General features: G+C 59.9%; 14 protein-coding genes. 13 read left to right on the plus strand and 1 reads right to left on the minus strand.

Translation table 11 applies throughout. From position 1 onward, the window contains the following. The first annotated feature begins 42 nt into the window (after positions 1–42). From AB4P92_RS00540 to AB4P92_RS00590, 11 genes are all read left to right on the plus strand, one after another. Positions 43–1,128 (plus strand): polyamine ABC transporter substrate-binding protein, encoded by a 1,086-nt coding sequence (locus AB4P92_RS00540; RefSeq protein WP_042559259.1) that lies wholly within the window; start codon positions 43–45, stop codon positions 1,126–1,128. 468 nt (positions 1,129–1,596) lie between these two features. Then, positions 1,597–3,063, plus strand: coding sequence for a serralysin family metalloprotease (locus AB4P92_RS00545; protein WP_210624545.1), 1,467 nt, complete (start codon positions 1,597–1,599; stop codon positions 3,061–3,063). A 93-nt stretch (positions 3,064–3,156) separates the two neighbouring features. Beyond that, positions 3,157–3,579 (plus strand): AprI/Inh family metalloprotease inhibitor, encoded by a 423-nt coding sequence (locus tag AB4P92_RS00550; RefSeq protein ID WP_181818540.1) that lies wholly within the window; start codon positions 3,157–3,159, stop codon positions 3,577–3,579. 211 nt (positions 3,580–3,790) lie between these two features. Continuing rightward, positions 3,791–5,569: a type I secretion system permease/ATPase gene (locus tag AB4P92_RS00555; RefSeq protein WP_339473499.1), complete on the plus strand. Its 1,779-nt coding sequence runs from the start codon at positions 3,791–3,793 to the stop codon at positions 5,567–5,569. Next, positions 5,566–6,915: an HlyD family type I secretion periplasmic adaptor subunit gene (locus AB4P92_RS00560; RefSeq protein WP_047301169.1), complete on the plus strand. Its 1,350-nt coding sequence runs from the start codon at positions 5,566–5,568 to the stop codon at positions 6,913–6,915. The genes AB4P92_RS00555 and AB4P92_RS00560 overlap by 4 nt, the downstream gene beginning before the upstream one ends. Before the next feature lie 2 nt (positions 6,916–6,917). Next, positions 6,918–8,285 carry a TolC family outer membrane protein gene (locus AB4P92_RS00565; protein WP_042559254.1) on the plus strand — a complete coding sequence of 456 codons (1,368 nt, stop codon included), beginning with the start codon at positions 6,918–6,920 and terminating at the stop codon, positions 8,283–8,285. A 177-nt stretch (positions 8,286–8,462) separates the two neighbouring features. Next, positions 8,463–11,414 (plus strand): autotransporter domain-containing protein, encoded by a 2,952-nt coding sequence (locus tag AB4P92_RS00570; RefSeq protein WP_395598666.1) that lies wholly within the window; start codon positions 8,463–8,465, stop codon positions 11,412–11,414. Positions 11,415–11,489: 75 nt separating this feature from the next. Beyond that, the gene (locus AB4P92_RS00575) at positions 11,490–14,576 is read left to right on the plus strand and encodes an autotransporter domain-containing protein (protein ID WP_395598667.1); all 3,087 of its coding nucleotides are present in this window, start codon (positions 11,490–11,492) and stop codon (positions 14,574–14,576) included. A 25-nt stretch (positions 14,577–14,601) separates the two neighbouring features. Continuing rightward, the gene (locus AB4P92_RS00580; RefSeq protein WP_395598668.1) at positions 14,602–16,290 is read left to right on the plus strand and encodes a polyurethanase; all 1,689 of its coding nucleotides are present in this window, start codon (positions 14,602–14,604) and stop codon (positions 16,288–16,290) included. A 199-nt stretch (positions 16,291–16,489) separates the two neighbouring features. After that, positions 16,490–18,343, plus strand: a complete 1,854-nt coding sequence (locus tag AB4P92_RS00585) for a polyurethanase (protein ID WP_395599718.1) — start codon at positions 16,490–16,492, stop codon at positions 18,341–18,343. Positions 18,344–18,601: 258 nt separating this feature from the next. Beyond that, the gene (locus AB4P92_RS00590; RefSeq protein ID WP_395598669.1) at positions 18,602–18,976 is read left to right on the plus strand and encodes a hypothetical protein; all 375 of its coding nucleotides are present in this window, start codon (positions 18,602–18,604) and stop codon (positions 18,974–18,976) included. Between the two features lie 111 nt (positions 18,977–19,087). Here the strand turns inward: AB4P92_RS00590 and AB4P92_RS00595 are convergent, their stop codons facing one another. After that, the gene (locus AB4P92_RS00595; RefSeq protein ID WP_395598670.1) at positions 19,088–19,312 is read right to left on the minus strand and encodes a YgdI/YgdR family lipoprotein; all 225 of its coding nucleotides are present in this window, start codon (positions 19,310–19,312) and stop codon (positions 19,088–19,090) included. A 194-nt stretch (positions 19,313–19,506) separates the two neighbouring features. On the opposite strand from AB4P92_RS00595, the gene AB4P92_RS00600 reads away from it, so the two are divergent. Further along, the gene (locus AB4P92_RS00600) at positions 19,507–21,159 is read left to right on the plus strand and encodes a VRR-NUC domain-containing protein (RefSeq protein WP_395598671.1); all 1,653 of its coding nucleotides are present in this window, start codon (positions 19,507–19,509) and stop codon (positions 21,157–21,159) included. Further along, positions 21,156–23,474, plus strand: coding sequence for an ATP-dependent DNA helicase (locus AB4P92_RS00605; protein ID WP_395598672.1), 2,319 nt, complete (start codon positions 21,156–21,158; stop codon positions 23,472–23,474). Before AB4P92_RS00600 ends, AB4P92_RS00605 begins: the two co-directional genes overlap by 4 nt. Positions 23,475–23,479: the final 5 nt, after the last annotated feature.

The raw sequence follows: 23,479 nt of genomic DNA on the forward strand, positions 1-23,479 counted from the left end.
GATTGCCTGCCAAACAACAATAGCCTCTACAGGAATCGACCCATGATCCGGAAAACCCTCACTCTGGCACCGCTGTTGCTGGTCGCCTCCATCAGTCACGCCGCCGAGACGGTCAAGGTTTACAACTGGTCCAGCTACATCGCGCCGGACACCACGAAAAATTTCCAGAAAGAAACCGGCATTGGCGTCATTTATGACGTCTACGACAGCAACGAAACCCTCGATGGCAAGTTGATGACCGGCAACTCTGGTTACGACGTGGTGTTTCCGTCCAACCACTTCATGGCCCGGCAGATTCAGGGCGGCGCGTTGAAGAAGCTCGACAAGAGCCAGTTGCCGAACTGGAAAAATCTCAATCCGGTGTTGCTCAAGGCCCTGCAAACCAACGATCCGGGCAACGAGCACGGCTTCCCGTATCTGTGGGGCAGCACCGGCATCGGTTACAACGTTGCCAAGATCAAAGCGGTATTGGGCGACGACGCGCCGGTCGATTCCTGGGATCTGATTTTCAAACCCGAGTACATGGAAAAACTGCAGAAGTGCGGCGTCGCGATTCTCGACAACGGCCCGGAATTGCTTCCAGCGGCCCTCAATTATCTGGGCTTGCCGCACCACAGCAAGAACCCCGAGGACTACAAGAAAGCCGAAGCGCTGCTGATGAAAGTGCGGCCTTACGTCAGCTATTTCCATTCCTCGAAGTACACCAGCGATCTGGCCAACGGTGATATTTGCGTGGCGGTCGGTTTCTCCGGCGACATCCTGCAAGCCGAGAGCCGCGCCAAAGAGGCGAAGAACGGCATCGAGATCGGCTATTCGGTTCCCAAGGAAGGTTCGCCAATCTGGTTCGACATGGTCTCGATGCCCAACGACGCTCCGGACGAGAAGGCCGGCTACGCCTTCATGAACTACCTGTTGCGCCCGGACGTGATGGCTGACATCAGCAACTCGGTGCACTACGCCAACGGCAATGAGCAGGCCGACAGCCTGATCGATCCGGCGATCAAGAACGACACCAAGGTTTATCCGACCCCGGAGATGTTGGGCAGGTTGTTCGCCCTGGAGGCAATGCCGATGAACATCGACCGGATTCGTACTCGGATCTGGAACAAGATTCGTACCGGTAGCTGAGATATATCGGTAAATGCAAAACCTGTGGGAGCGAGCCTGCTCGCGAAAGTGATGTTTCATTCAGCATTGATGTTGGATGAGCTTTCGCATTCGCGAGCAGGCTCGCTCCCACATGGGTTATCAGCGTCTATTATCGGGTGATATCAATGCGCTGGCACATGCACTAATACAAGGCAAAAGTGAGACGCCTTCGACAAAAAACAACTTAGCCTTATTTAATAATTAAATAGAAAATCGTCAGACAATTAGGCAAAAACCAGCCATCTGAAACATTCTTTCGACCGCACATGCTTTGTTTACGGGAGCTTCCCGGAATAGCTCGATTTGAATTCAAAAAAATGCTTTACGTCAGATTTCAAATTGTGTCAGTTTTCTTTCGCCTTCATTGGGCGAGTGATAGGACGATCTCGCCAGAGATTGTCGCTATCGGACAAAAACTGTTCCATTGCTTAACAAGGAAGTGTGTTTATGTCGAAAGTTAAAAAGAATGCTATTGATACCGCCGAACAGGCTTTTCAGCCTGTAGGGGCTGCGCAGTCACTGGCAGCATCCAGCTCCGCCTGGAACCAAATCAATAGTTTCAGCCATCAATACGATCGCGGCGGCAATCTCACGGTCAACGGCAAACCCTCCTTCTCCGTCGACCAGGCCGCAACCCAATTGCTGCGCGACGGCGCTGCCTATCAAGACAAGGACGGCAGCGGCAAGATCGAACTCACTTACACGTTCCTGACTTCTGCTTCATCGAGCACGATGAACAAGCACGGGATCTCCGGGTTCAGTCAGTTCAGTGCACAACAACAAAACCAGGCCAAGCTCGCCATGCAATCCTGGGCCGATGTGGCCAATGTCACCTTCACCGAAAAAGCTACGGGTGGTGACGGTCACATGACCTTCGGTAACTACAGCGGTGGCCAGGATGGCGCTGCAGCGTTCGCTTATCTGCCAGGCACCGGCGCCGGTTATGACGGCACCTCGTGGTACCTGATCAACAGTGGCTACACGGCGAACAAGAATCCGGATCTGAACAACTACGGTCGTCAGACCCTGACTCACGAGATCGGTCATAGCCTCGGTCTGGCTCACCCTGGCGACTACAACGCCGGTAATGGCAACCCGACCTATAACGATGCTTCCTACGGGCAAGACACCCGCGGCTACAGCATCATGAGTTACTGGAGCGAGAACAACACCAGCCAGAACTTCAGCAAGGGTGGCGTGGAAGCCTATGCCTCCGGCCCGCTGATGGATGACATCGCAGCGATCCAGAAACTCTACGGCGCCAACACCACCACTCGTACCGGTGACACCACCTACGGTTTCAACTCCAACACCGGTCGTGACTTCCTCAGCGCTTCGTCGTCGAGTGACAAAGTAGTGTTCTCGGTCTGGGATGCGGGCGGCAAGGATACTCTGGACTTCTCGGGCTTCACCCAAAACCAGAAGATCAACCTCAATAGCGCCTCGTTCTCCGACGTTGGCGGTATGGTTGGTAACGTGTCCATCGCCAAGGGCGCGATCATCGAAAACGCCATCGGTGGTTCGGGCAGCGACTTGCTGATCGGCAACAGTGTGGCCAACGAGCTCAAGGGCGGTGCCGGAAACGACATCCTCTACGGGGCTGGCGGTGCCGACAAGCTGTGGGGTGGCGCGGGTTCGGACACGTTTGTGTTCGCGGCCAGTTCGGATTCCAAACCGGGTGCGATCGATCAGATCCTCGATTTCGTCAGCGGTCTGGACAAAATCGACCTGACCGGCATCACCAAGGGTGCCGGCCTGCACTTCGTCAGCGCCTTCACCGGTGCGGCGGGCGATGCGGTATTGACCTCGTCGGGCGGCAATAGCCTGCTCTCGGTGGACTTCTCCGGATTCGGCGCGGCCGACTTCCAGGTCAGCACCGTTGGCCAGGCGGCAATCAGCGACATCGTGGCTTGATGTGAAACAAGAGGGCGGCGCGTGATGCGCCGCTTTCTTCGCTTGCATCGTCTTGCCCTGTAGGCAAGGCTACGCATTGGGGTGAAATTTCCTATGAGTCGAAACGTTTTTACCTACATGACGGTGGCGTGGCTGATGGCGACGCTGATGATGATTTCAGGAGAAACAAGCATGGCAAGCAGCCTCAGGCTCGAAGAACCCTCGGTATTTGCCGGGCAGTGGCAGGCGACGCTGAGCGCCCGCGATGACAGCGCTGAAGCGCAAAAACTGCAGGACAAACCGTCGAATACCTGCACTGTCGATCTGCAATCCAACCAGACGATTGGTAAAGGCGCTGACTGCTTGGGGGCATGGCTCGAAGAGGCGCCGATTGGCTGGTTTCCCGACCCGGACGGTATTTCTATCACTGGCAAGGAGGGTTCAAGAATCCAGTTCTTTAGCCGTCAACGTGATGGGTTTTATCTGGCGACTTTGAAGTCAGGTCTGAAAATTACCCTGGAGCGCGTTGCGCAATAGTCGTAATGATCAATCAGACGACAAGATTTTAATATAAGGCGTCACTGTCAGGTTATAAGCGACATGTTCAATCACAACTGCACTGTATTAATCAGAGCTAGTTGTTATGAATTTGTAAGCGAACAGCTTGGAAATATGTTCCCGCGTTGCGCGGATAATCAATTTGAAGTCTCGCCAAAGATTGGCGAGAGTTAGACCTCAGGAATAATCAATGAAGATGGCGAAGGCCCCAGCCACCGCGCCCTTGTTCAAGGCATTGGGTGACTATAAAAGCATCCTGATCAGCGTTGGATGCTTTACGGCACTGATTAACGTGCTGATGCTGGTGCCCTCCATTTATATGCTTCAGGTCTATGACCGGGTGCTGTCTTCGCAGAACGAAACCACCCTGGCGATGCTGTCGCTGATGGTTGTCGGCTTCTTTGTCTTTATCGGCCTGCTGGAAGTGGTGCGCAGTTTCATCGTGATCCGCATCGGCAGCCAACTGGAGCGCCGCTTTAACCTGCGGGTGTACCAGGCGGCGTTCGAACGCAATCTGTTCAAGGGCGAGGGCAATGCCGGGCAGTCGCTGGGGGACTTGACCCACATTCGTCAATTCGTCACCGGCCCGGCGCTGTTCGCTTTTTTCGATGCGCCGTGGTTTCCGGTGTATCTGTTCGTTATTTACCTGTTCAACGTCTGGCTCGGCGTACTGGCCACCGCCGGTGCGCTGTTGCTGATCGCCTTGGCGTGCCTCAACGAATACATGACCAAAAAGCCGCTGGGCGAAGCCGCCGGTTTCTCGCAGCAATCCAGCCAGTTGGCCACCAGCCACCTGCACAACGCCGAAACCATTCAGGCGATGGGCATGCTCGGTTCCTTGCGTAAACGCTGGTTCCAGGTGCATTCGCGCTTTCTCGGTTTGCAGAATCAGGCCAGCGACACCGGCGCGGTGATCAGCTCTGTGAGCAAAACCCTGCGTCTGTGCCTGCAATCGCTGGTGCTGGGCCTTGGCGCGTTACTGGTGATCAAAGGTGACATGACCGCCGGCATGATGATCGCCGGCTCCATCCTGATGGGCCGCGTACTCAGCCCGATCGACCAGTTGATCGCCGTCTGGAAGCAATGGAGCGGGGCTAAGCTGGCTTACCGTCGTCTCGATGCGTTGCTGCAAGCCTTCCCGCCGAGTGATGAAGCGATGGCCCTGCCAGCGCCCAAAGGCCAGATCACCTTCGAGCAAGTCAGTGCCGGCCCACCTGGGCAACGCGCTGCGACCTTGCACATGGTCAATTTCAATCTGGGCGCAGGTGAAGTGCTGGGTGTGCTCGGCGCGTCCGGTTCCGGCAAATCGACCCTGGCCCGAGTGCTGGTCGGTGTCTGGCCGACCCTGGGTGGCACGGTGCGACTGGACGGCGCGGACATCCATCGCTGGAATCGCGATCAACTCGGCCCTTACATCGGCTACCTGCCGCAAGACATCGAACTGTTCAGCGGTAGCATCGCCGAAAACATTGCGCGTTTTAGCGAAGCCGATGCGCAGAAAGTCGTGGCGGCTGCCCAGCAGGCCGGCGTTCACGAAATGATCCTGCGCCTGCCGCAAGGTTACGACACGCAGTTGGGCGAGGACGGCAGCGGTCTGTCCGGTGGTCAGAAGCAACGAGTGGCGCTGGCGCGCGCCATGTACGGGACGCCAAGCCTGGTGGTGCTGGATGAGCCCAACTCCAACCTCGACACCGTGGGCGAAGCGGCGTTGGCCAGCGCGATTGCGCAACTCAAGGCCCAGGGCACCACAGTGGTGCTGGTGACACATCGCTCCTCGGTGCTGGCTCAGGCTGACAAATTGCTGGTGCTCAACGAGGGTCGTTTGCAGGCCTTCGGCCCGAGTCAGGACGTGCTCAAGGCGCTGTCCGGCGCCGCCAATGAACAACCACGCGAGAAACCTGCGCAAGCACCGGGCGGGCTCAGCATGAGCCGGCAGTATCAGCCCACGACAAGGAATTCGGGTGTATGAGCAGCGCAAACATGAACACTGAAAACGAAGCGAGCATGGAGCACGCTTACATCGCTGAACGTCCGGAACGTGACGCGAAATTCTTCGCACGCATGGGCTGGGTTCTGGCGATTGTCGGCGCGGGCAGTTTCTTCACCTGGGCGGCATTGGCGCCGCTGGATCAAGGTATTCCGGTACAGGGCACGGTGGTCGTGTCGGGTAAACGCAAAGCCGTGCAGTCGATGAGCAGCGGGGTGGTCAGCCGGATTCTGGTGCGCGAAGGCGAGATCGTTAAGCAGGGCCAGCCACTGTTCCGCCTCGACCAGACGCAAGTCGCGGCCGATGTGCAATCGTTGCAGGCGCAATACCGCATGGCATGGGCCAGTCTGGCGCGTTGGCAGGCCGAGCGCGACAACCTCAAGCAAGTGACCTTTCCGGCGGAGTTGAGCAATGACCCGGACCCGCGCCTGGCGTTGGTGCTGGAAGGTCAGCGCCAGTTGTTCAGCAGCCGCCGCGAAGCGTTCTATCGCGAGCAGGCCGGCTTGCGCGCCAGCATCGAAGGCGCTACCGCGCAACTGGCCGGCATGCGCCGCGCGCGCACCGACCTCAATGCCCAGGCCGACTCGCTGCAACAACAGTTGAGCAACCTGCAACCGCTGGCCGACAACGGCTACATCCCGCGCAACCGCTTGATGGAATATCAGCGCCAGCTCTCGCAGGTCCAGCAGCAACTGGCGGAAAACACCGGTGAAAGCGGGCGTGTCGAGCAGGGCATTCTCGAGTCGCGCCTGAAGCTGCAGCAGCACAGCGAGGAATATCAGAAGGAAGTTCGTACGCAACTGGCCGAGGCGCAGCTCAAAAGCGTCACGCTGTCGGAGCAACTGACCTCCGCCGGTTTCGACCTGCAACACAGCGAGATTGTCGCCACCGCCGACGGCGTGGCGGTCAATCTTGGCGTACACACCGAAGGCGCCGTGGTGCGTCAGGGCGAAACCCTGCTGGAGATCGTTCCGCAAGGCACCACCCTGGAAGTGGAAGGGCACCTGCCGATCAATCTGATCGACAAGGTCGGCCCGCATCTGCCGGTGGACATCTTGTTTACCGCGTTCAACCAGAGCAAAACCCCGCGTGTGCCGGGCGAAGTCAGCCTGATTTCCGCCGACCAGATGGTCGATGAAAAAACCGGCGTGCCGTACTACGTGTTGCGCAGCAGCGTCAGCGATCAGGCCATGGAAAAACTCCACGGCCTGGTGATCAAACCGGGCATGCCGGCAGAAATGTTTGTGCGTACCGGCGAGCGATCGCTCCTCAACTATCTGTTCAAACCGCTGCTCGACCGGGCCAACTCTGCGTTGACCGAAGAATAAGGATGTTCAGCTGTATGAATAAGCTTTGCATGCTCGGGGCAGCATTGACGCTGTTCGCGAGTCACTCAGTCGTAGCGGCCATGGGGCCGTTTGAGATCTACGAACAGGCGTTGCGCAATGACCCTGTGTTCCTCGGCGCGATCAAGGAACGTGATGCTGGCCTGGAAAACCGCGCCATTGGCCGTGCCGGGCTGCTGCCGCGTATCGGTTACACCTACAACAAGGGCCGCAACTCCTCGAAGGCAACGTCCCTTGATGAGCGTGCGCGCAATAAAACCGATGACCGCAATTACAGCAGTTACGGCTCGGCCCTGACCCTGCAACAACCCTTGCTCGATTACGAAGCCTATGCGGCGTATCGCAAGGGCGTGGCGCAGTCGCTGTTTGCCGACGAAAGCTTTCGCGGCAAGAGCCAGGAACTGCTGGTGCGCGTGCTGGATAACTACACCAAAGCCTTGTTTGCCCAGGATCAGATTGATATCGCACAGGCGAAGAAGAAGGCTTACGAGCAGCAGTTCCAGCAAAACGAACACATGTTCAAGCAGGGTGAAGGCACGCGCACCGACATTCTTGAAGCCGAGTCGCGTTATGAGCTGGCGACCGCCGAGGAGATCGAGGCGCGCAACGAACAGGACGCAGCGCTGCGCGAGCTGGGCGCACTGGTCGGCGTGCCGGCCGTGGATATCGGTGATCTGGCGCCGCTGGATCAGAACTTCCAGACCTTCGTACTGCAGCCAGCCAATTTCGATACCTGGCATGAAATGGCGGTCAGCAACAACCCGAACCTGGCCTCGCAACGCCAGGCTGTGGAAGTGGCGCGCTACGAGGTCGAACGCAACCGCGCCGGGCACTTGCCGAAAATCAATGCTTACGCCTCGATGCGCCAGAACGAATCGGAAAGCGGCAACACCTACAACCAGCGTTACGAAACCAACACCATCGGTCTCGAAGTGAGCGTGCCGTTGTACGCCGGTGGCGGCGTGTCGGCCTCCACCCGTCAGGCCAGCCGCACCATGGAACAGGCCGAGTACGAACTGGACGGCAAGACCCGCGAGACACTGATCGAACTGCGTCGCCAGTTCAGCGCCTGCCTGTCGGGGGTGAATAAACTGCGCGCGTATCAAAAGGCCCTGAGCTCGGCGGAAGCGTTGGTGGTGTCGACCAAGCAAAGCATCCTCGGCGGTGAACGCACCAACCTCGACGCGTTGAACGCCGAGCAACAACTGTTCACCACCCGCCGCGATCTGGCGCAGGCGCGGTACGACTATTTGATGGCGTGGACCAAGTTGCATTACTACGCCGGCACGTTGAATGAGCAGGATCTGGCGCGGGTGGATGAGGCGTTTGGACAAGGCCCAAAAACTCGATAACACCGAAGATCAAAAGATCGCAGCCTCCGGCAGCTCCTACACAGAGCCGGAAAGTGATTAATCCAGAAATATGCATGCCCCTGTAGGAGCTGCCGGAGGCTGCGATCTTTTGATCTGGCTTTTTGGTTCGCAGCTTTCGGCAGCTCCTGAATAAAACAATAAAAGTGAGTAGTGAACATGGAAGTACGCATCAAGCCAATTTCGGTCGGCACGCTGTTGCTCGCAATTTCTATATCCCAGGCCCACGCCCAGTACTTGGAGGCCGGCAAACCCGGTGATCCCGCCAGTTGGCGCAGTGCCGAGTTTCTGCGTGATTGGGGCCTTGCGCGCATGCAGGCCGATCAAGCCTACGCTGCCGGCATTACCGGCAAAGGTGTGAAGATCGGCGCGCTCGATTCCGGTTTCGACGCCGCCCATCCCGAATTCGCCACTGAGCGTTACCACCCGGTTCTGGCCAACGGCAGCTATGTCGACGGCTCGCCGTTCAACGTCGATGGCACCCTCAACGCCAACAACGATTCCCACGGCACCCATGTGGTCGGCACCATGGGCGCCTCGCGTGACGGCACGGGCATGCACGGCGTGGCCTATAACGCGCAAATCTTTGTCGGCAACACCAACAATAACGACAGCTTCCTGTTCGGCCCCAAGCCCGATCCGCGTTATTTTAAAGCGGTATACGACGCATTGGCCGATGCCGGCGTGCGCGCCATTAACAACAGTTGGGGCAGTCAGCCGCCGGATGTCAGCTACCGGACCCTGGCTGATCTGCACGCCGCCTACGCTCAGCATTGGAACAAAGGCACCTGGCTCGACGCCGCTGCCGATGTTTCGCGACGCGGGGTGATCAACGTATTCAGTGCCGGCAACAGCGGTTATCCGAATGCCAGCGTGCGTTCGGCGCTGCCGTACTTTCAGCCGGATCTCGAAGGTCACTGGCTGGCGGTCTCCGGTCTCGATCAGAGCAATCAGCAGAAGTACAACCAGTGCGGCCTCGCCAAATACTGGTGCATCACCACGCCGGGCGCGAAGATCGACAGCACCATTCCCGATGGCGGTTACGCGATCAAGTCCGGTACGTCGATGTCGGCACCGCACGCCACCGGCGCCTTGGCTCTGGTGATGGAACGCTACCCGTACATGAACAACCAGCAGGCGCTCGAAGTGCTGCTGACCACCGCCACCCAGCTCGATGGTTCGGTGACGGATGCGCCGACCGAGCGGCTCGGCTGGGGCGTAGCCAACCTGAACCAGGCGATGCGCGGCCCTGGACAGTTACTCGGGGCGTTCGACGCCAATCTGGCGGCCGGGCAGAGCGATGTCTGGAGTAACGACATCTCCGACAAAGCGCTGATCCAGCGTCAGGGCGAAGACTTCGCTGAACACGTTACCTGGCAGCAAACCCTGCAAGACAAGGGTTGGCAGAACGGCATTGCGCCCGGCGCCAGCCAGCAGGATCAGACCGACTACGCGGTGGGCATGGCCCGTGATGCCGCCGCCGCGGCGCGGGTTTATCAAGGCAGCCTGATCAAGTCCGGAGACGGACAACTGTTTCTCACCGGGGACAATACCTATCGCGGCCCGACCACAGTCAATGGCGGCCTGCTGAGCGTCAATGGTTCGCTGGCTTCAGCAGTGACCGTCAACGATGGCGGCACCCTTGGCGGCTCCGGGCGAATCGGCTCACTGATCGCCAACAGCGGCAGCCGCGTGGCGCCGGGCAACTCCATCGGCACCTTGAATGTGGCCGGTGACGTGACCTTCGCGCCGGGTTCGACCTACGCGGTGGAGCTGTCACCGACCCGCAGCGACCAGATTGTTGCCGGCGGCACGGCCACGGTCAGCGGCGCAACCGTCAGCCTGGCGCTGGAAAACAGCCCGACCTTGCTCAGTGCCTCCGAGGCGCAAAGCCTGCTCGGTCGCCAGTACAACATCCTGCAAGCGGCCGGTGGTGTTCAAGGCCAGTTTGGCGCCGTGGTGCCGAACTACCTGTTCATTGGCGGCAGCCTCGATTACGCCGCCAGCGCGATCCAACTCAATATTGAACGCAACGCGACCGCGTTCTCCAGCGTCGGCCAAACCCCGAATCAGCGTTCGGTGGCCACGGCTGTCGAAGGCCTGGGCGCAGGCAATTCGGTTTACGAAAGCGTGCTGCTGTCGGCAGACGCCGCGTCTGCGCAACAGGCCTTTCAGCAACTGAGCGGCGAAATCTACCCGGCCCTCGGTTCGATGCTGATCAACGACAGCCGCCAATTGCGCGATGCCGTCGGTGAGCGCCTGCACGATGCCTCCGCGACGCCAAGCAACGGCTGGATCAAGGCGCTCGGCGCGTGGGGCAGCACCGATTCGAGCCATGACACGGCGGGCTACAACACGTCGATTGGCGGTCTGTTGGCCGGTGTCGACGGCGCGCTGGACGAGCAGACCCGCATCGGTCTGGTCACCGGCTACAGCGACAGCTCGCTGAGCATGGGCTCGGGCACGCACTCGTCGGCCAAGGTCGACAGCTATCACCTCGGTGCTTACGCCGGGCATGAAATCGGCGCCTGGCGTCTGAGCACCGGCGCGGCCTACAGCTGGCATCGCGCCGATGTGAAACGCGATCTGCAGTACGGCAACGTCAGCGCCAAACAAAAAACCAAGGTTGATGCGGCGACGACTCAGGTGTTCGGTGAGGCGGCTTATCGACTGCACCTGCAACCGCTGGCGCTGGAGCCGTTCGCCAATCTGGCTTACGTGCATCTGGACACCGAAGGCTTCACCGAGAAGGGCGACGCTGCGGCGCTGAAAAGCTCGGGCGATCAGCGTGATGCAGTGCTGAGCACCCTCGGTGTGCGGGCGATCAAAACGTTCAATCTGTCGACTCGGCAAACACTGGATGTGAGCGGCCATCTGGGCTGGCAGCACAGCCTTACCGACATCGAATCTGAACAGCATCTGCGCTTTGCCAGTGGCGGTACGCCGTATAGCGTCGAGAGTTCGGCGCTGGTGCGCGATGCCGCGTTGGTCGGCGTGCAGGCCAGTCTGGCGTTGAGCAAGGACGTGCGCGTGAACCTTGATTACAACGGGCAGTTGGCTAGCCGCGAGAAGAGCCATGGCGTTGGCCTGAGCCTTAACTGGCAGTTCTGACCGAACCCCTCAAAAACAGGGGCGCTAGCTGAACATAGACGGATTTTTCGTAACACAACTAAGGAAGGTCGCAGGATGAAAAACAATAAAACCCCCGCGCAAACGGGTGGCTGCTTTGCCCTGAAAACGTTGACTGGCGCGGTGTTGTGCGCACTCACCACCTGGGGCACGGCACACGCCGCGCCCTATGTGGAAAACGGTCGCACGGGCGATGTCGCCAGTTGGCGCAGTGCCGAATTCAAGGCTGACTGGGGCCTGGGCGCAATCGGTGCCGAACACGCCTACGCCGCTGGTTACACCGGTAAAGGGGTAAAACTGGGGATCTTCGATCAGCCGGTGTACGCCGCACACCCGGAGTTTTCCGGCAGTAATAAAGTCGTCACTCTGGTCACCAGTGGCATCCGCGAATACACCGACCCGTACATCCCTGTCAAAGCCGGGGATGCGTTCCGTTATGACGGTTCGCCCTCGGTCGGTTCCGACGGCAAACTCGGTGCGCACGGCACCCACGTCGGCGGCATTGCGGCGGGCAGTCGTGACGGCGGGCCGATGCATGGCGTAGCGTTCGGCGCACAAATTATCAGTGCCGACAACGGCGACCCCGGCCCTGAAGACGGCATCGTCCGCGGTAACGACGGCGCCGTGTACAAGGCCGGCTGGGATGCGCTGATCGCCAGTGGTGCGCGGATCATCAACAACAGCTGGGGCATTGGCATCACCGATCGCTTCGACCTCGGTGGCCGCGATCCGGCGTATCCTCACTTCACCGTCAACGACGCGCAGGTGCAATTCAACGAAATCCGCACGCTGCTCGGCACCAAACCCGGCGGCGCCTATGACGGTGCGATTGCCGCGGCACGCAGCGGCATCGTGACGATTTTCGCCGCCGGTAACGACTACAACCTGAACAACCCGGACGCCATCGCCGGCCTCGGTTACTTCGTCCCGGACATCGCGCCGAACTGGATCACCGTCGCCGCGTTACAGCAGAATCCGGACCTGACCAGCGCCAATCCGTACATCATGAGTACGTTCTCATCGCGTTGCGGCTACACCGCAAGCTTCTGCGTTTCGGCGCCCGGCACGAAGATCTTCAGTGCGATCATCGAGGGCACCAACGCCGACAATCTGACCACCGCCTACAAAAACTACAACGGCACCTCGATGGCCGCACCGCATGTGGCCGGCTCGATGGCCGTGCTGATGGAGCGCTTCCCGTACATGTCCGGCGATCAGGTCGCCAGCGTGTTGCGCACAACCGCGACCGACCTCGGCGCGCCGGGCATCGACGCGTTGTATGGCTGGGGCATGATCAACCTGCGCAAAGGCATTGATGGCCCGGCGATGTTCGTCACCGAGCAGGACATTCCGAGCGAGTTCCGCATCGACGGCGCTTACGGCTCCGGCCAGTTTGTCGCGGATTTGCCGGGCATCGGCGCGATCATCGATCAGGGCAAGCCCACCGAGCGCGTGTGCAACGACATCACCTGTGGCCTCGATACCTGGCGCAACGACATTTCCGGCCATGGCGGTCTGACCAAGCAGGGTATCGGCACACTGGTGCTGACCGGCAATAACAGCTACAGCGGCCCGACCCTGGTCAATCAGGGCCGACTCGCTATCAACGGCTCGCTGGCCTCTGCGGTCACGGTGAATGACGGCGGCATCCTCGGCGGCAATGGCCGGATCGGCGCGTTGTCGGTGAACAGTGGCGGTACCGTGGCGCCGGGCAATTCGATCGGCACGATGAATGTCGCCGGTGACGTGAACTTCGCGTCGGGTTCGACCTACGCGGTGGAACTGTCGCCGACCAGCAGTGACCAGATTATCGCCACCGGTAAAGCCGTGATCGAAGGCGCCACAGTGACCATGGCGCTGGAAAACAGCCCGACACTGCTGACCACTGGCGAAGTGAAAAGCCTGCTCGGCACGCAGTACAACATCCTGCAAGCGGCGGGTGGTATCGAAGGACGCTTCGGCCAGGTGTTGCCGGATTACGCGTTTCTTGGCGGGACGCTCGCTTACTCGGCGAACGGCATTCAACTGGCGGTGGGGCGTAATGACGCTTCGTTCGCCAGCGTGGGTCTGACGCCGAACCAGCGCGCCGTGGGTGCCGCTGCCGAGCGCCTGGGCGCGGGCAATGCGCTGTTCGAAACCCTGCTGGTGTCACCGACTGCTGCCGTAGCGCAGCAAGCGTTCCAACAGTTGTCCGGAGAAATTCATCCGGCCATCGGCACGATGCTGATTAACGACAGCCGTTACCTGCGCGATGCCGTCGGCGAACGTCTGCGCGAACGTGATCTGTTCGACGCCGCAGCGCCGACGGATGACCGCAGCAACGCCTGGGTCAAGGTGCTGGGTGCGTGGGGCAAAAGCGATGGCGGGCATGAAAATGCCGATTCCAACAGCTCCATCGGTGGCTTGCTGGCCGGCGTCGACGGCTTGATTGCTGAAGATACTCGTCTGGGTTTCGTTACCGGTTATAGCGACAGTTCACTGAGCATGGGCAGCGGCACGCATTCGTCGGCATCCGTCGACAGCTACCACTTGGGCGCGTACCTGGGGCATGAAATCGACGCACTGCGTCTGACCGTGGGCGGCGCCTATAGCTGGCACCGTATCGACGTGAAACGTGATCTGCAATTCGCTGATGTCAGCGGCAAGCAGAAGGTCAAACGCGATGCGAGCACCGCGCAATTGTTCACCGAAGCGGCCTATGACCTGGGCCTGCAACCGATGAACCTGGAGCCGTTCGCCAATCTGGCTTACGTGCACCTCAACAGCGACAGCTTCACCGAGAAGGGTGACGCCGCCGCGCTGAAGGGCGGTGAAGACAACCGCGAGGCGGTGCTGTCGACCCTCGGCGTTCGCGCCAAGCGCACGTTTGCCCTGTCGGACAAGCATCAGCTCGAACTGGGCGCGACCCTGGGCTGGCAGCACAACCTGAGCAGCGTCGATGCTGAAAACCATTTGGCGTTCGCCAATGGCAACAGCGCGTTCAACGTGCAGAGCGTGTCGCTGGATCGTGATGCTGCGGTGGTCGGGGTGCGCGCCGGTCTGGCGCTCAACCGCGATGTGCGGGTTAACCTGGATTACAACGGGCTGATCGGCTCGAACGAGAAAGACCACGGCGTAGGTCTGACGCTCGACTGGCAGTTCTGATTTCAAGGAAGAGAGAGCACAACACATGGGACTGTTTGATTACAAAAATGCCGATGGCAAAGCGTTGTACAGCGATGCCATCGCTCTGACGCTGTATGCCTACACCCCGACCGGCAAGCCATTGCCGGCCGGGGGGTGGGCACCGGTTACAGCGACGACGCTGGGCTATCAAGGCAAGGTCGGGCCGCAAGGCACGTTTTTCGGCGAGAAGGATGGCTTCACCAGCGCCGAGGCCGAAGTGCTCGGCAAGTACGACGCGGCCGGTAAGATGATCGGCATCGGTATTGCGTTTCGTGGCACCGGGGGGCTGGGTTACAGCGACACCTTCGGCGACATGAAAAACAATCTGCTGGCCGCCATCGGGCCTTCGGACTACGCCAATCAATACGCGAAAAATGCCTTCGATAATTTGCTCAAGGCTGTCGCGGCGTTCTCCATCGCCCATGGCATTGGCGCCAAGGACGTGTTGATCAGCGGCCACAGCCTTGGCGGGCTCGGGGTCAACAGCGTGGCTGAATTGAGCGCCGGCAACTGGGGCGGGTTCTTCAAGGACGCCAACTACATCGCCTTCGCCTCGCCAACCCAGAGCAGCACCGGCAACAACGTGCTGAACATCGGGTACGAGAACGATCCGGTGTTCCGCGTGCTCGACGGCACCACGTTCAGCAGCGCATCGATGGGCAAGCACGACAAGCCGCACGAATCGACCACCGACAACATCGTCAACTTCACCGACAACTATGCGTCGACCGCGCAGAACCTGGTGCCGTTCAGCATCGTCAATCCGATGAACTGGTCGGCCCACGGTTCCCTGGGGTATGCCGACGGCTTGAATCGGGTGATCGATTCGAAGTTCTACGGCCTGACCCACAAGGACTCGACGATCATCGTCTCCAACCTTGAGGAGTCGTCCCGGGGTAAAACCTGGGTCGAGGATCTGGGCCGCAGTGGCGAGCCGCACACCGGCTGCACCTTCATCATCGGCACCCAGAGCAACGACTGGCTCAAGGGCGGGGCGGGTAACGACTTTCTTGAGGGCCTGGGCGGTGATGATCGTTTTCGCGATGACGGCGGCTTCAACATCCTGCTCGGCGGCCAGGGCCACAACACCTTCGAGCTGCAGAAGCCGTTGCAGAACTTCAGCTTCGCCAACGACGGTGACGGCACGCTGTATGTGCGCGACGCCTACGGCGGTATCAGCATGACCCGCGACATTGGCGCGCTGGTGAGCAAGGAGTCGGGGTCGTGGTGGGGCAGCAAGGAGATCACCTGGGGCGTCACGGCCAAGGGTTTGACCAATGGCAGCGAGCTGACCCAGTACAATCATTCGCTTAGCGGCGATGGCTACGGCAACGCGCTGCACGCCACGGCCGAGGGTGACTGGCTGTTTGGCCTGGATGGCGACGACACGCTGATCAGCGACAAGGGCCATGTGACCTTCGTCGGTGGCGGGGGGAACGATGTGATGAGCGCGGTGGGTGGCAACAATACCTTCCTGTTCAGCGGCGCGTTCGGTTTCGATGCCATCAATGGTTATCAGGGCAGCGACAAACTGCTGTTCATGGGGGTCGAAGGCGCGGGGCAGGGCTACGACTACAAGCAGCATGCGTCGCAGGCAGGCGGCGATACCGTGCTGAAGATTGGCGAGTTTGCCGTGACGCTGGTTGGGGTAGGAGTGGCTAACCTGTCGGACGCAAGTTTCGTCTTCGCCTAGGTCCAAATGTGGGAGCGAGCCTGCTCGCGAAAGCGGTGTGTCAGCAATACAAATGTTGACTGACACTGCTTCTTCGCGAGCAGGCTCGCTCCCACAGTAAAAGCAGTAAGTAGTTTTGAAATACTCCGCGGCGTTCCGCGAGGGGCGCCCCGGCTGTGAGCTATCTCTGACAATTCCAACAAAAAGAGAGGCAATGGCAATGGGTGTGTATGACTACAAAAACTTCGGTACAGCCGATTCCAAGGCGTTGTTCAGTGACGCCATGGCTATCACGCTGTATTCCTATCACAACCTCGATAACGGCTTCGCCAGCGGTTATCAGCACAACGGTTTCGGCCTCGGTCTGCCGGCCACGCTGGTGACCGCGCTGATTGGCGGCACCGATTCGCAAGGTGTCATCCCCGGTATTGCGTGGAATCCCGATTCAGAAAAACTCGCCCTCGACGCAGTGCAAAAGGCCGGTTGGACGCCGATCACCGCCTCGCAATTGGGCTACGACGGCAAGACTGACGCGCGCGGAACCTTCTTTGGCGAGAAGGCCGGTTACACCGGCGCCCAGGTGGAAATCCTCGGAAGGTACGACGCCCAAGGCCATCTCACTGAACTGGGCATTGCCTTTCGCGGCACCAGCGGCCCGCGAGAAAACCTGATCCTCGACTCCATCGGCGACGTGATCAACGACCTGCTGGCGGCCTTCGGTCCCAAGGACTACTCGAAGAATTACGTCGGTGAAGCCTTCGGCAATCTGCTCAATGATGTGGTCGCCTTCGCCACGGCAAACGGCCTAAGCGGCAAAGACGTGCTGGTCAGCGGTCACAGCCTCGGTGGATTGGCCGTCAACAGCATGGCGGACTTGAGCGGCGGCAAGTGGGGTGGCTTCTTCAGTGACTCCAACTACATCGCCTACGCTTCGCCAACCCAGAGCAGCACCGACAAGGTGCTCAACGTTGGCTACGAAAATGACCCGGTGTTCCGCGCGCTCGATGGCTCGACCTTCACCGGCGCTTCGATTGGCGTACACGATGCGCCCAAGGAATCAGCCACCGACAACATCGTCAGCTTCAACGATCACTACGCCTCTAACGCCTGGAATGTGCTGCCGTATTCGATCCTGAATATTCCAGTCTGGATCTCGCACTTGCCGACTGCGTATGGCGAGGGCATGAACCGGGTGATCGAGTCGAAGTTCTACGACCTGACCAGCAAGGACTCGACGATCATCGTCGCCAACCTGTCGGACCCGGCGCGGGCCAACACCTGGGTGCAGGACCTCAACCGCAACGCCGAAACTCACAAGGGCAGCACGTTCATCATCGGCAGCGACGGCAACGACCTGATCCAGGGCGGCAGCGGCCATGACTATCTCGAAGGTCGCGCCGGTAACGACACCTTTCGTGATGGCGGCGGCTACAACGTCATCCTCGGCGGGCAGGGCAGTAATACCCTCGACTTGCAGAAATCGGTAAACACCTTCGATTTCGCCAATGACGGTGCGGGCAATCTATACATCCGCGATGGCAATGGCGGGATCAGCATTACCCGCGACATCGGCAGCATCGTCACCAAGGAGCCGGGCTTTCTCTGGGGGCTGTTCAAGGACGATGTGACCCACAGCGTCACGGCCAGCGGGTTGAAGGCTGGCAGCAATGTGACGGCGTACGAATCCAGCGTGAAGGGCACCCACAGCGCCGATACGCTCAAGGCGCATGCCAGCGGTGACTGGTTGTTCGGGCTCGATGGCAATGATCAGCTGATTGGCGGCGCGGGCAACGACGTGTTCGTCGGTGGCGCGGGCAATGACCTGATGACGTCGGGTGGCGGGGCGGACACGTTCCTGTTCAACGGCGCGTTCGGACAGGACCGAGTGGTGGGGTTTACCGCCAACGACAAACTGGTGTTTCTTGGGGTGCAGGGTGTTTTGCCGAGTGATGACTTCCGTGCTCATGCTTCAGCGGTTGGGCAGGATACGGTGCTGTCGTTTGGTAATGATTCGGTGACGTTGGTGGGGGTGTCGCTGAATAGCTTGAGTGGCGATGGCATTGTGATCGCCTGATGTTGATGGGGCGCCTGTAACGACGCTTTCGCGAGCAGGCTCGCTCCCACAGCGGATTTGCGTCGAACACAAAACATGTGGCCGACCAGGAACCGTGTGGGAGCGAGCATGCTCACGAAGAACGATAACGCGGTATCAGAAGTGACTCGATGGCCACTACCTGACTCTCAACCTGTGCAGAACAGGAAAAGCGGCCTAAAGCCAGCACGTGCGCACACGTTCTATAGCTAGCCGCCACTGAGCACAGGAGATTCAAACGTGAAAGGTTTCAAAGGGTATGTCGGGATTGTGGGATTGGCGCTGCTATCGGCCAACGCCTGGGCCGATCTGCCTCAAAGCTCGATTCTGAGCCGTTACGGCATCACCACCGATGAATTGCCGAGCCCGGCGAAAACCGAAGTGGTAGAGCCGGTCGAAGAGAAAAGCCGCTTTCAGGTCCAGCCTGAACAGCCCTTCGTGACCATTCGCCTGGGTGACGGCAAACAGCCGCAGACCACCGGCAACCTGAGCATTGACCGCATGGCTCAGCAAGATCAGGAACGTTGCCAGCGTTTGCAGGGCGAACTGGCCCGGCGTGGTGGGCAATATTTGCGTTGCGACGACACGATCCCCGGCATGACCCCGGATCAATAACACCGCGAAACCCCTGTAGGAGTTGCCGGAGGCTGCGATCTTTTGATCTTGATCTTAAAAAAAGATCAAAAGATCGCAGCCTCCGGCAGCTCCTACACAGGTCGTGTTTCGTCAGTCTTCTTGGCGCACCGTAGCCACTTCAGCCGCGCGTACTTTCACCTTGGCGCCGGAAATATCCTCGAACTCATAGAAGCCGTCCTCGGTTTCGGTCTTCGGCATGTCCTTGGTCAAATACTGGGTGCCGTTTTGCAGGGTGACCACGGTCGGGCTTGCGCAGCCGGCCAGTGTCAGCAAGGTCGCTACCGCGAGGGGGATGCCCAGAGTCTTGATTTTCATACCCATCTCTAATTCCTTAATCCATGTGATTCCGAACGATGTCGGTGTTCTAACGCGGTTGGTGCCATTCAGCCAGAAAAAGTTCGATAGGCCGGCGAAAAAATGCCATTGATCCTTTTCCGTTTGCGCCGGGCGGGGCAGAGCTGGTATCTGTACGCATAACCAGTATTCGCTCCCCGTGGCCCAGAATTCCCGTGACTGCCAATCCACTCGACGATCCGTTCTATTACCTCAACAACTTCCGGCAAGTGCTTGAATGGCTTGAGCTTCGCTATGCCGATGTGATGGGTGAAGCAGAGCATGCGTTCATGCGTGACTTCAAGGCGTTGCCGCGCGCTTCGCAGGGTTTGCTGGTGCGGTTGGTGATGCGCAAGGGTGCACATTTTCGTGCCGGCAAACTCAACTACCCGGAAATTGGTGACATCGGCCAAGCGGCGCATCCGCTGCTGGAGCAGGGCTGGATCGACGAGCATGCAGCGCTGGCGATCACAGAGCTGTTCGACGTACTGCTCAAAGCCGAAATCCTGCAAGCCTTCGGCGCTTTCATCGAACAACCCAAGGGGCGCAAGGACGATTGGCTGCCAGCGTTGGCCGAGCAGTTCACTGATGCGCGCACGCTGCGTGACTGGGCGCCGGCGCTGCAGGATCGCCTGTTCAGCCTGACCATCATGGAGCTGTGCGACCGCTTGCGATTGATGTTCTTCGGCAACCTGTATCAGGACTGGTCGGAGTTCGTGCTGGCCGACCTTGGCATCTTCACCTATGAAAAAGTCGAGTTCTGCGCCGATTCCCGTGGTTTGCGCAGCCGTGAAGACGTCGATGCCTGCCTGTTTCTGCACCAATGCCAACTGCGTTTCGAGGCGGGTGAGCCGCTGGAAACCATTGTTGAGCAGGTCAGCGCCTTGCGTTTCGACAACCCGTGGCTGGAGCGTCGACGCGCCAAGGTGCTGTTTCAGATCGGCCAGTATTGCGAGCGCATCAGCGAGTTTGCCCTGGCCCTGGATATTTACCGGACGTGCGCCTATCCCGGTGCGCGATTGCGCATGATCCGGGTCTTGGAGCGTTGTGGCGACTACGGCTTGGCGCTGGAACTCGGCACGCTGGCCGAACAGGCGCCGCAAAGCGCCAACGAACAGCAAGGCCTGCAACGCATCCTGCCCCGCCTGCGGCGCAAACTCGGCGGCCCGCCGTTGAAACGGCTGGCGCCGCGACCGGTGGAGCGTCTCGATCTGCATTTGCCGCGCATCGATCCGGCGCGGTCTGTGGAGTTTCATGTGCAGGCGCATCTGCACGACGACGAGGGCCCGGTGCACTACGTGGAAAACAGCCTGATCAACTCGTTGTTCGGTCTATTGTGCTGGCCGGCGATTTTCGCGCCGCTGCCGGGGGCGTTCTTTCACCCATTCCAGCGCGGCCCGGTTGATCTGCTCAACGAAGACTTTCAGCAACGCCGCGCCGAGATGTTTCAGGCCTGTCTCAACGAGCTGGACGACGGTCGTTATGCCGATACCATCCGCCAGCGATTCGTCGCCAAGTGGGGTGTGCAGTCGCCGTTCGTGTTCTGGGGCGCGTTGAATGAAACGCTGCTGGAGCAAGCGCTGGCCTGTTTGCCCGCGGCCCACCTCAAACACTGGTTCAGCCGCTTGCTGCTCGACATCAAGGCCAACCGCGCCGGGATGCCCGACCTGATCCAGTTCTGGCCGCAGCACAAAACCTACCGGATGATCGAAGTCAAAGGCCCGGGTGACCGCTTGCAGGACAACCAGCTGCGTTGGCTGGAGTTCTGCCATGAACATCAGATGCCAGTGGCCGTGTGTTACGTGCAATGGGCGGAGCAGAGCGCTTGAGCTACAGCATTGCAGTGCGGGCGCTGTGCGAGTTCACCGCCAAGACTGGCGATCTCGACTTGCGCTTCACGCCCTCACCGACGGCACTCGAAGGCATTGCCGGCCATCGCACCGTGGCCTCGCGACGCAGTGACAACTACCAGAGCGAAGTGGCGCTGGAAGGCACGTTCCGCCAATTGAAGGTCAAGGGCAGGGCGGATGGCTACGATCCGGCGCAGAACTGCCTGGAGGAAGTCAAAACCTACCGGGGCGACCTGAGCAAGCAACCGGCCAATCATCGGCAGTTGCACTGGGCGCAGGCGAAGGTCTACGGCTGGCTGATGTGCCGCAAACTTGATCTTGCGCAGATCAACGTGGCGCTGGTGTATTTCGACATCGTTAGCGAGAAGGAAACCTGTCTGGTCGAAGCGTTCAGCGTCGAGGCCTTGCAGGTTTTTTTCGAGCAGCAATGCAGCCTGTTTCTGTACTGGGCCGAACAGGAAATGTCCCACCGCGAGGCGCGCAATCTGGCCGCGCAGCAACTGGCCTTTCCCCATGCAGACTTCCGTCCCGGTCAGCGCCATCTGGCCGAATCGGTGTTCAAGGCGATCAGCACCGGTCGCTGTCTGATGGCGCAGGCCCCGACCGGGATCGGCAAAACCCTCGGCACGCTGTTTCCGATGCTCAAGGCTCTGGCGCCGCAGCAACTGGACAAGGTGTTCTTCCTCACCGCCAAGACACCCGGGCGCAAACTGGCGCTGGACGCCAGCCAGGTGTTGTTCGACCAATCGGCAACCTTGCCGTTGCGCGTGTTGGAGATGGTCGCGCGGGACAAAGCCTGCGAACACCCGGACAAGGCATGCCACGGCGAATCCTGCCCGTTGGCCCAGGGCTTTTATGATCGCTTGCCCGCCGCCCGTGAAGCGGCCAGTCGCATCAACCTGCTCGATCAAGCCGCGATGCGTGAAGTCGCCGCGCAGCATACGGTGTGTCCGTATTACCTGAGTCAGGAGATGGCGCGCTGGGCTGACGTGGTGATCGCCGACTACAACTATTACTTCGACTTCAGCGCATTGCTGTTCGGCCTGGCGCAGCTCAATCAGTGGAAAGTCGCCGTGCTGGCAGACGAGGCGCACAACCTCGTCGAGCGCGGCCGACAGATGTACAGCGCCAGTCTCGATCAGGCCACGCTGGGCAGCGTGCGCAAAACCGCACCCGCACCGCTGAAGAATTCGCTGCAACGGGTCAATCGCGAATGGAACGCGCTGCATGCGCCGCAACTGGCGGCTTATCAGGCCTACGACAAAGCCCCGGAAAAGCTCTTGCAGGCGATTTCCCTGTGTTGCGCAGCGATTGGCGATTACCTCAATGACCATCCGCAAGGTCTCGACAGCGGTTTGCAGAACTTCTATTTCGACCTGCTGCAATTTGGCCGGGTGGCGGAGCTGTACGACGAGCATTACCTGTTCGACATCAGCAAGCGCGACCTCGACCGCAAACGTCCGCTGTCGCAGCTGTGTTTGCGCAATGTGGTGCCGGCGGCGTTCATCGGTCCGCGCCTGAAGGCTGCGCGCAGCAGCGTGCTGTTTTCCGCGACCTTGAGCCCGCGCAACTATTACGCCGACTTGCTCGGTACGCCCGCCGATACCGTGTGGATCGACGTCGAATCGCCGTTCAGCGCCGAGCAGTTGCAGGTGCAGATCGTCAGTCGCATCTCGACGCGCTTCAACCATCGCCAGGCATCGCTTGAACCGATCGTCGAGCTGATCGCCCGCCAGTTCAGCGAACGGCCGGGCAACTACCTGGCGTTCTTCAGCAGTTTCGATTACCTGCAACAAGTGGCAACGTTGCTGGCCGAACGGCACCCGCACATCACCCTGTGGCAGCAATCGCGGGGCATGGTCGAAGGGGCGCGACAGGCGTTTCTCGATCAGTTCACCGCCGATAGCCAGGGCGTCGGCTTTGCAGTGCTGGGCGGTGCGTTTGGTGAAGGCATCGATTTGCCGGGCGCACGCTTGATTGGCGCATTCATCGCCACCCTTGGGCTGGCGCAGCTCAACCCGGTCAATGAACAACTGAAACGGCGCATGGCGGCGATCTTTGGCGCCGGCTACGACTACACCTATCTCTATCCCGGCGTGCAGAAAGTGGTGCAGGCCGCCGGCCGGGTGATTCGCACACGCGAAGATCGCGGGGTGGTGATGCTGATCGACGACCGCTTTGCCGAGAGCCGCGTCCAGCAACTGCTGCCGCGCTGGTGGGCGATCAATAATGAGGCGCCGGCTTCCCAATTCCCCGGATTGCCGCATACTTCCGCTTATGACAACGGCTGGTGAGTGTG

The organism is Pseudomonas sp. A0308, from assembly GCF_044218815.1.
Classification (GTDB): Bacteria; Pseudomonadota; Gammaproteobacteria; order Pseudomonadales; family Pseudomonadaceae; genus Aquipseudomonas; species Aquipseudomonas iridis.